The 8,820-nt window shown below is 70.0% G+C and carries 6 protein-coding genes and 3 pseudogenes; 3 read left to right on the forward strand and 6 right to left on the reverse strand.

Annotated elements, in window-relative coordinates:
* Both ACSNOC_RS25875 and ACSNOC_RS25880 read right to left on the reverse strand, forming a co-directional pair.
* Positions 1 to 314 (reverse strand): annotated as a pseudogene (locus tag ACSNOC_RS25875) (hypothetical protein); the annotation flags it as partial.
* A gap of 269 nt (positions 315 to 583) precedes the next feature.
* Positions 584 to 772, reverse strand: a pseudogene (locus tag ACSNOC_RS25880) (NmrA family NAD(P)-binding protein); the annotation flags it as partial.
* Between ACSNOC_RS25880 and ACSNOC_RS25885 the strand changes: the two are divergent.
* Positions 740 to 1,105 (forward strand): winged helix-turn-helix transcriptional regulator, encoded by a 366-nt coding sequence (locus ACSNOC_RS25885; protein WP_436749991.1) that lies wholly within the window; start codon positions 740 to 742, stop codon positions 1,103 to 1,105. The pseudogene ACSNOC_RS25880 and the gene ACSNOC_RS25885 sit on opposite strands and share 33 nt — an antisense overlap.
* A gap of 572 nt (positions 1,106 to 1,677) precedes the next feature.
* Positions 1,678 to 2,055: a peptidase inhibitor family I36 protein gene (locus tag ACSNOC_RS25890; RefSeq protein WP_436749996.1), complete on the forward strand. Its 378-nt coding sequence runs from the start codon at positions 1,678 to 1,680 to the stop codon at positions 2,053 to 2,055.
* A 15-nt stretch (positions 2,056 to 2,070) separates the two neighbouring features.
* Here ACSNOC_RS25890 and ACSNOC_RS25895 read toward each other — a convergent pair.
* Positions 2,071 to 2,825: pseudogene (locus ACSNOC_RS25895) on the reverse strand (IS5 family transposase); the annotation flags it as partial.
* Positions 2,826 to 2,881: 56 nt separating this feature from the next.
* On the opposite strand from ACSNOC_RS25895, the gene ACSNOC_RS25900 reads away from it, so the two are divergent.
* Positions 2,882 to 3,286 (forward strand): hypothetical protein, encoded by a 405-nt coding sequence (locus tag ACSNOC_RS25900; RefSeq protein WP_436749992.1) that lies wholly within the window; start codon positions 2,882 to 2,884, stop codon positions 3,284 to 3,286.
* Between the two features lie 383 nt (positions 3,287 to 3,669).
* On the opposite strand, the gene ACSNOC_RS25905 is transcribed toward ACSNOC_RS25900, so the two are convergent.
* The 3 genes from ACSNOC_RS25905 to ACSNOC_RS25915 form a co-directional block, all read right to left on the reverse strand.
* Positions 3,670 to 4,473, reverse strand: a complete 804-nt coding sequence (locus ACSNOC_RS25905) for a helicase associated domain-containing protein (RefSeq protein ID WP_436749993.1) — start codon at positions 4,471 to 4,473, stop codon at positions 3,670 to 3,672.
* Between the two features lie 325 nt (positions 4,474 to 4,798).
* Entirely contained in the window at positions 4,799 to 5,851 is a 1,053-nt protein-coding gene (locus ACSNOC_RS25910; protein ID WP_436749994.1) for a pentapeptide repeat-containing protein, read from the reverse strand.
* Between the two features lie 103 nt (positions 5,852 to 5,954).
* Positions 5,955 to 8,438: a Helicase associated domain protein gene (locus ACSNOC_RS25915; protein WP_436749995.1), complete on the reverse strand. Its 2,484-nt coding sequence runs from the start codon at positions 8,436 to 8,438 to the stop codon at positions 5,955 to 5,957.
* Positions 8,439 to 8,820: the final 382 nt, after the last annotated feature.

Below are 8,820 nucleotides of genomic sequence, written 5' to 3' on the forward strand. Positions count from 1 at the left end.
CGTCTGCTGCCGGGCGGGGGCGGGGCGTACGCGGCGGCGATGCTGGCGGCGGCCTCGGGGCCCAGGTGCGGGGCCAGCATCTGTTCGTACTCGGCGGGGGCGACGGCGTTCCACCGCACCTCGCGGCCCAGCACCGCGCCGAGTCCGGCGGCCACCTCCTCGCCGGTCAGGGCCTGGGGACCGGCCACGATCCGCAAGGCGGGCGGCGCCGGTGCGGTGACGATGCCGGCGACGGCGGCGGCCAGGTCGTCCAGCGCGACCCAGGGGAGCGGGAGGTCCGCGGGCAGGGGATAGGCGACCTCCCCGGCGCGCACCCGGGGGCCGACCAGGGCGCCGCCAGGTTCTCCATATAAGTGCGCGCGGGCGCGATCACCGTCGCGGTCGCGACAGCCGCCGGCAACTGTGCCGTCAGCAGCGCCCGGGCGTCCACGAACGGCACCCCGACGGGCTCCGTGGCCACGACCCCGCCGGTGGTGAACACCGCCCGCGATATCTGGGCGTCCTCCAGCGTGCCGGGGACGGAGAGGTCCGCGAGGACCGGTTCGGCACCCCGGGGCAGCCCGGGCGCGGAGAGGTCACGGACGGTGGCGCGTACCCGGTGGCCCGCGGCGAGGAGGTGCCGGGCGACGGAGGCGCCCTGGACGCCCGTCGCTCCATGAACGACGACAGTGGATCTCTTCATGGCCGCGACGATAGTTCCCCAAGGGAAGCAGTACCCAGAAAGATCTATAGTTCTCCCATGGAAACCAATGGGCCTGAAGCCCTGGACCATGCGCCCCGGCTGAGCCAGGCGCCGCCGAGGGGCTGCGGCATCGAGCGCACCCTGAAGGTCCTCGACGGCAAATGGACGACGCTGATCGTCCGCGAACTGCTCTCCGGACCCAAACGCTTCGGGGAACTCCGCACCGCCCTTGGCACCCCCAGCGCGAAGACCCTCACCGACCGCCTGCGCGTCCTGGAGAGCCAGCGGATCCTCACCCGCACCGTCTACGCGGAGGTCCCGCCCCGGGTCGTCTACCGCCTCACGGACGAGGGGGAGAGCCTCAGCAGCGTCCTGTACGCCATGCTCACCTGGGGCGAACGACACCCGTCCCCCGACGCCTGACCGGGCATCCGATGGCCGGCTCACCAGCCTGACGGTGGCGCGCCGGTCAGCGCCTCCGGCCGTCGCTGTTCACCACCGCTCGCCTCGATGAGGAAGAGCCCGAGCAGCGAACCCGCCCGGGACCCCGACGCTGCCGGAACCCGGGAACCGTCCACCCCGGCCGCCGGCCGGCTCCTCACCACCCGGGGCCGGCGACTGCGACCGCGCCGTGGCCGGCCTTCTCAACCACATCACGTCCCGCGCGGGACCGGCAGGACGCCCCCGCTGCGCGAGCACGCCCAGGCCCTCGCCCGCTCCCTGCCCGGCAGCAGACGCTGTGTCAAGCAACTGTGCACGCTACGTCAAAGACGACAGAAGCCAAGCTGCGGCATCCTGACGCTGAACAGCAGCCCACCGACTCAGCGCTCTGGGGATGACGAAAAAATCCAAGCGCGTGGCAGCCGTTAGTGGACGGAAAGCACACCGGACAATTCCAATTCCACCCAGCTCGGGGAGAAAACGTGAAGCGCGTGCGGCGTATCCTCATGGCCGGGGCATTCCTGGGGACTCTCGTGGCGGGCGCTGCGCCCGCCATGGCCGACGCCTACCCCAAGGCCGCCTCGCAGGCAGCAGCAGTTCAACACCCGGGGGCTCCCGGAACCAGCATCGGGGTGAACGCATGGAGTGAATGCCCCGAGGGTCGTCTCTGCCTCTGGGACAACCGAGAGGCAGGCGGTCTGCGCCTCGCTGCCATTGCGGCCCCCAACGATTGGAGACTGACCAGCGCTTCCGTGAACCGTACGAACAGCGTGTGGAACCGCACGGGGGCTACAGCCTACCTGAGGGACGACTCCTGCCCGATCTACCTTCGCGTAGACCCTGGCGACAGGCTGACGGACCTAGGCAGTATCGACCGAATCGGCTGTGACGGCAACTGGAACAACAAGATCGACAGTGGGTTGTTCGGCTAGGCCCTGTCCGGGCGATCATGAGCGGAGCCAGATGATGGTTGCTGCGACGGTGACGGTGCCGAGGAAGATGTGGCCGCGTTTGTCATAGCGAGTTGCGACGGCTCGGGACTGCTTCAGCTTGTTGATCGCCCGTTCCACGACATTGCGCTTCTTGTACCGCTCTTTGTCGAAGCCCGGAGGCCGCCCGCCGCGTGAGCCTTTGCGCAGGCGGGCGGCCCGCGAGTCGGCCTTCTCCGGAATCACATGCCGGATCCCGCGTCGGCGCAGGTGCTCACGGCAGGGCCGGTTGCTGTATGCCTTGTCGGCGGCCACGCTGTCGGGACGCTTGCGCGGCCTGCCCGGCCCGGTGCGGGGGACCCGGATCTTCTCCAGCACCGGCACGAACTGCGTGGTGTCCGCCCGCTGGCCAGGTGTGACCACCAAAGACAGCGGCTGGCAACGGCCGTCCGCGCTCAGGTGGACCTTGGTGGTGAACCCGCCGCGTGAGCGGCCGAGTCCCTCACCTCCTGGACCATCTCCGCCAGCCGGACGCACAGGCTCTGCCACGCAGTCCCGCTCTGGTGTTCCGCCGCCGACGCCCCCTTTGAACCGCCGACGGCCGGCGGTGGCGCCGTGCGGGAACCGGCGGCGTGCTGGTGGGCCCGCACGATGGTGGAGTCCACCGAGATGTCCCAGTCGATCTCACCGGCGGCATCGGCGGCAGCCTGTGCCTGCCGGAGCAGGCGTTCCCAGGTGCCGTCAGCCGACCACAGCCGGTGCCGCTCGTAGGAGCCTGTGTCTGAACCTCACCCACCGGGGCTTGTGGCGACGGGAGACACTGGTTGGTGTGCCTGACAACTCGTTGTTCGTCGCCGGCCTCACTGGTGTCACGGCTATCGTCGCCAGCTCGCTGGCGAGTTGGCTGACCAGCAGGGGCAACGCGCATGCTGCGCGTATTCAGGTCGAGGCATCCACCGTTGCGCAGCGCCGAGAAGCTGCCCGGCAGACCAGACGGGCTGCCTATTTGACTCTCATCGAACAAGCTCAGACCGTCGCTGACGGGCTCACGAGGGTCGCTGACGGGCTCGTGATGGTCGACGGCCCACTCCGACTTCAGTTAGGTACTGATTCTGAGGAACTTGGCCCTGTCCTCGAAGCTCACCGCGACCGCCACCAACACCTGCGCCGGGCGGTGAGGGTCATCGATCTGGAAGGGCCCTTCGTCGGTGACGGCCTCGGCTGCGGAGCTTGAGGTCATGTCGGCCCGGCTCACCACCGCCCTGGCCGCGCTGGCCGAGACTGGAAGCCCTGAGAACCAGGGGGCGTTCAGAGATGTCCTGCGTGCTTATACGCGGCAGATACGACGTTTGGTCCAGGATGCATCCTCCGCGTTGGAACAGATGGTGTGAGGTTCGGGGGCGGTGTCACCGGGGAGGTCCGGCTTGGGGTGTCACCAGTGGGCGGCCTGATCGCGCTGGTCAGGGTGCCGCAGTGAGCGATCGCTGGTGACGGCGCTCCGGATTCTCCGGTGACATGAGCCCGGATCGGCCGGTGTCACCGTTCCCGAACCTCACATTCCCGGCCGCCCCGGCCCGGTTCCATAATCGCGACCATGGCCGAGGCGCCCGACAACGGTCAGATGCCGATCTCGTCGAGGGCCGCCTGCTGTTCGGGGGTGAGTTTGTCGCGGCGGGCGCGCATGTTGCTGCGCCAGACGCCCAGCCGTACGGCGACGGTCTCCTGCTCCTGGTCCCCGCTGTCGGCCCCCGGGCCGGCGGCCTCGGGGACGAGGTGTTCGACGTGGGAGCGGGGGACGGTCAGGTGTCCTTCGCGTGCGAGGTACTGGCGGGCGGCGGCCAGGCCCCGCTCGAACGTCCCGTTGCGGCCCGCCGGGGGCTTCCTGGCGGCCGGTACGGGCGCGGTGCCCGCGTTCCCCGTGGCAGCCTCTGCGGGGGCCGCTGAGGGCGCCCGGAGCGGGGTGACGCCCAAGCCCTCGAGGAGTTCGCGCTGTCCGTCGGACAGGCGCTTCCAGGTCTGCCTCTGCCGTCGCAGCCACGTCCCGACATCAACGCCTCCGAAGGTCACCCCCGGGAGGATGTCCTCCGCGTCCGCGCCACCGTCGACGCAGGCCTGGACGCTGGCGAAGTTCCGCTGCCACTCCAGCGGCCAGGCCGGGTTCCAGTACGGGTCGATCGCCGCCGGCTGCTCCGCACGCTTCCGGGCGCGTTCCGGGTCCTTGCCGGGCCCGCCGTCCCGGCGGAGGTTGGCCAGCATCATGCCGACGGACCGGTCGAGGATCGTCGCCGACCTCGGCGCGGCCAGGGTCTCGTACTCCTGGTAGTAGGCGCGCAGCACGTCGAGGGTCTCCTCCCAGGCGAGTTCGCGTGCGTCCCAGACCATGCCGAGGCGTTCGAGTCGGCGGGCGCGCTGGCCGTTCATCGCCCCTGTGAGGTTCGGCGTGGGTGTCACTGCGGTGTTCGGCTTGAGGTGTTACCAGTGGGCAGGCGGATTGTGTTGATCAGGGCGCCGTGGATGGGCCGATCCTGGTGACAGCGTTCCGGTTCCCCCGGTGACGCGAGCCCGGACCGGCCAGTGTCACCGTGCCCGAATCTCACAGTCCGGTTCACGGTCACCCCCGCACTATGCCGCGGGGCACCCGTCCCCGGGCGTCTTTCGGCCCACCGGGTGGTCCCAGCTCTCCGCAGGCCGAACAGCAGCCGCGCTCCCGGGCCCCGTTGGTGGCGTTGTGCGGGCGCCTTATGGCCTATGACCCTGGCAGGGTGAGGTTGGCCGGATAGCCCAGTTCGGCTATGTGTTCCTGGATGTCGGGGTCGTTGGCCAGGTCGGCGGGAAGCCGCGTTTCGGGGGTGAGGCGGGCGGCGAGCAGCTGATCCTTGCCCACAGTTGCCCCGCGCAGGTCCGCGCCGTCCAGGGTCACGCCGGTGAGGTCCGCCTCCAGCAGCCACAGGTTGGTGAGGTTCGCGCGGGACAGGGAAGCGTCGGTGAGGTTCGTGAAGGCCAGGTCGGCGCCGGTGAGGTCCGCCTCAATTAGGAGGGCGCCGGTGAGGTCGGCCTCGTGCAGGTTCGCGTTGGTGAGGTCGGCGCCAACGAGGTTCGCGCCGGTCCAGACGGTGTGGGACAGGTTGGCGTTGCTGAGATGAGAGCGGGTGTCGGGGATGGGTTCGCCGGTGTTGTCGAGCTCGGCTCCGATGTTGGCCTGAGCGAGGTAGCTGTCGCTGACGTCGATGGCGGCCCGCTGGTCGTGGGCGGGGTCGCGGGTGGCCAGGACGGTGAGAGCGGCCAGGACATCGGACGGCGCGGCTTGCACGTCGGGCCGCGTAGTGTCCTGGCCGGTGCCGGGTGGTGCGGTGGCGTGGTTGCGGATGTAGGTGGACAGGACGTTGAGGATGCTGGGGTGGTCTCGGGTGGAGTCGGTCATGATGCGCTGGAGGGCGTAGATGCCGCCCAGGCGTACGTCGATGGCGTCGTCGCCGAGGTTGACGACGGCGGCGGTGTACCGGTCGGTGATCTGCCCTTCCCGGGTGGCGGCCAGTTCGTCGCGGCTGAGGTCGAGCTGGTCGCGGTTGATGGCGAGTTCTTCGCGGACCTGCTCGTTGGACCGCTGGGTGTAGACCAGGGACCCGGCCGCGACGACGGCCGCGACGACGGAGGCCAGGAGCGCGCCGAGGACTTCGATCCGGCGCAGCCGGTCCGGCCGCCCGGATAAGGCGGCGGCCCGGCGGCGGATGCGGGCGGTAGCCGCAGCGCGGGCACGACGGGCAGGACGGCGCAGGAACGGTAAGCGGGAACGGTTCATGACCCCGTATTCCACCGGGTGGCTGGGGCCCACCGCAGGCACTTCACCGATCTCCGCCCTCAGCTCTCGTACCCGGACCTGCAGCCTGCCCGCCCGACAACGGTCAGATGCCGAGTTCGTTGAGTGCGGCTTGCTGCTGGGGGGTGAGTTTGTCGCGTCGACTGCGCATGTTGCTGCGCCAGACGCCCAGCCGTACGGCGATGGTCTGCTGTTCCTGGTCCTCGCCGCCGGCATCCGGGCCGGCTGGGTCGGTCTCGAGGAGGAGGTGTTCGACGTGGTTGCGGGGGACGGTGAGGTGGCCTTCGCGGGTGAGGTATTGGCGGGCGGCGGCGAGTCCCCGCTCGAATGACCCGCTGCGGCCCGCCGGGGGCTTCCTGGTGGCCGGTACGGGCACGGCGCCCGTGCTCCTCGTGGCGGCCTGGGCGGGGGCCGTTGTGGGCGTCTGGAGCGGGGTGATGCCCAGGCTCTCGAGGAGTTCGCGCTGTCCGTCGGACAGGTGCTTCCAGGTCTGCCTCTGCCGCTTCAGCCACACCCCGACGTCGACTCCCGCGAAAGTGACGCCGGGCAGGATGTCCTCCGGCTCGGCGCCGCCGTCGATGCACTGCTGGACGCCGGCGTAGTTGCGCTGCCACTCGATCGGCCAGGGCGGGTTCCAGTACGGGTCGATGGCGGCGAGCTGTTCCGCGCGTTTGGCGGCGCGCTCCGGGTCCTTGCCGAGTCCGCTGTCCCGGCGGAGGTTGGCGAGCATCATGCCGACGGGCCGGTCCAGGATGGTGGCGGAGCGCGGCGCCGCGAGGGTGCCGTACTCGTTGTAGTAGGCCCGGAGCACGGCCAGCGTCTCCTCCCAGGCCAGCTCTCGTTCGTCCCACACCATGCCCAGCTTCTCCAGGCGGCGGGCGCGCTGGCCGTTCATCGTCCCGGCGGCGTAGGTCTTGCGCTGGTCGGCCGTCCACTGTCCCAGCGGGTAGGGGCCTTCCCGGTGGGAGAAGGGAACGCGGGCGTGGCCGGTGCGCTTGGCGTAGGCGCGCAGGGCGGCGAACCCGCGTTCCCAGTCCTGGCGTTCGGTGTCGATGACGTTGTAGGAGATCCACTCGGCGACCTGCGCCGGGTCCCGGCGCGAGGAGAACCGCAGCAGCAACCGGCTCTCGTCCTCGCCGTCTTCCGGCGGCGGCCCGATCGTGGTGCTCAGCGTATCGGGAGCATTCGTCTGCGGAATGGCGAGCAATTCCACGGCCTGCTCATCGTGCGCACGCAGGCCCTGGAGCACCTTGGTGAGCGGCTTGTAGGAGGCGGAGGTGAACATGTCCTGCGGCTGCTCACCCGGTGCGAGAAAGACGGGCACGATCAGGGAAGCCAGCTTTCCCTCGCCCGGCTTCTGCCGCAGCGCGCGGCCGATGGCCTGGACGATATCCACGGGTGACCCTTTCGGGTCCAGAAAGGCAACCGAGTCCACCGCCCGGATATCGACGCCTTCCCCGAGGACCTTGCAATTACAGAGAATGGCAAGTCCGGCCCGGGTGGCGAATTCCCCCAGGACTTCGCGGCGGTGGCCGGAGTCGTGATCGCCCTTCAGCCACCCGGCCCACACCCGCGCCGGGTACCGCTCCGGGTCGGCCTGGTGGAGCTGTTTGGCGACCGCCGGCAGCCCGGCCGCGAACGCCTCGGCCTCGACCGTGCGGTGATGGAAGGTGATCATCGTGCGCAGGTCGTGCTCCTGCGCCGTCTTCAGCATCGCCGCCTGCAACGCTCCCAGGCGCAGGCCGCGGATCTCCTCCTCGCGCCGCTCCGGGCCGTACAGGCGGTCGGGAGGCAACTGCGGGTCGGCCAGCTCGACCACGATGATCTGATACCGCGCCAGGAGCCCGCGGGCCACACCTTGCGCCAGCGTCATTCGGTAGACGACCGGCCCGAAGATCGACTCGTCGTCCATGCTGGCGGCCAACTCCTCGGGCAGCGGGTCCCGCAGCCGCGCGGCGACGTCGGCCGGCGCGGGACGTTCCTGCCAGATCCGCGGTGTCGCCGTCAGGTACAGCCTCCGCAGCGACGGCAGCAACCCGTTGTCGTGCACATCCGCCCACGCCTTCCCCTGCGACCCGGAAGTCCTGTGTGCCTCGTCCACCACCATCAGGTCGAACGGCGCCATGGCAAGGCCGTAGGAGCCCTCGAACGCCGCCGTGAGCACCGGCAGCGACGAGTACGTGGCGTAGACGGTCACCGCGCCGGAGCCGTGCCACAGCGCCAGTTGCGGCGCGCTCGTGGTCACCCGCACCTTCGCCGCCCACAACGCCGGATCGTCGGTGAGCGAACACACCGCGACCGCCGGCCCCTTGTGCCCGGCCGCCTGCCACGCCAATACCGTCTGCGTCAGCAGATCCAGCGTGGGCACCAGAACCAGGACCCGCCCATTCCGCGCCACCCGCCGCGCCGTATCAGCGGCCACCAGCGTCTTTCCCGACCCGCACGGCATCACCACCGTGGCCCGCAATCCCCCGGCCGGGATATGCTTTCCCGGCGGGATATCCAGAGCGCGCGCTGCCGCCTCGGTGGCCTCAATCTGATGATCCCGGCGCTTCATCGGTTCCGCCATTTCTTTCCTCCTGACGGGAATTCAAAAGAGATGAGAAAGGCGGAGGTCTCCCGCCGTGTGACCAGGGGGCCGCTCAAAGTTCCCGAAGCTACACAGATGCATCACGCATGATGCTGCGTGCTGAGGGGGAACGGTGATGCATGCCACCCTACCACACCGGCAGCCGCACCGGGTGTTCTGTCCAAGATGTGCGGGGGGTTCAGTTCGGGCCCGCCTGACAGGGGGAGCTGACGGGGGATCAGGGAGTGCCCGCCCCCCGGCCCGCGTTGGGTGTGCTTGCTCCTGGCCCCTGGCAGTCCGGGGCCGCCCCGTGCGGCCACTGCCCCAACAGGGGGCACTGGCCTGGTATTCCTGTATCTACACAGCCCAGCACGTGTGATGC

It is taken from the genome of Streptomyces sp. URMC 129 (genome assembly GCF_051386415.1).
Taxonomy (GTDB): domain Bacteria; phylum Actinomycetota; class Actinomycetes; order Streptomycetales; family Streptomycetaceae; genus Streptomyces.

Coding starts and splice junctions, on each gene's coding strand:
- ACSNOC_RS25885 (WP_436749991.1), top strand. CDS start 740: ATGGAAACCAATGGGCCTGAAGCCCTGGACCATGCGCCCCGGCTGAGC.
- ACSNOC_RS25890 (WP_436749996.1), top strand. CDS start 1,678: ATGGCCGACGCCTACCCCAAGGCCGCCTCGCAGGCAGCAGCAGTTCAA.
- ACSNOC_RS25905 (WP_436749993.1), bottom strand. CDS start 4,473: ATGAACGGCCAGCGCGCCCGCCGACTCGAACGCCTCGGCATGGTCTGG.
- ACSNOC_RS25910 (WP_436749994.1), bottom strand. CDS start 5,851: ATGAACCGTTCCCGCTTACCGTTCCTGCGCCGTCCTGCCCGTCGTGCC.
- ACSNOC_RS25915 (WP_436749995.1), bottom strand. CDS start 8,438: ATGGCGGAACCGATGAAGCGCCGGGATCATCAGATTGAGGCCACCGAG.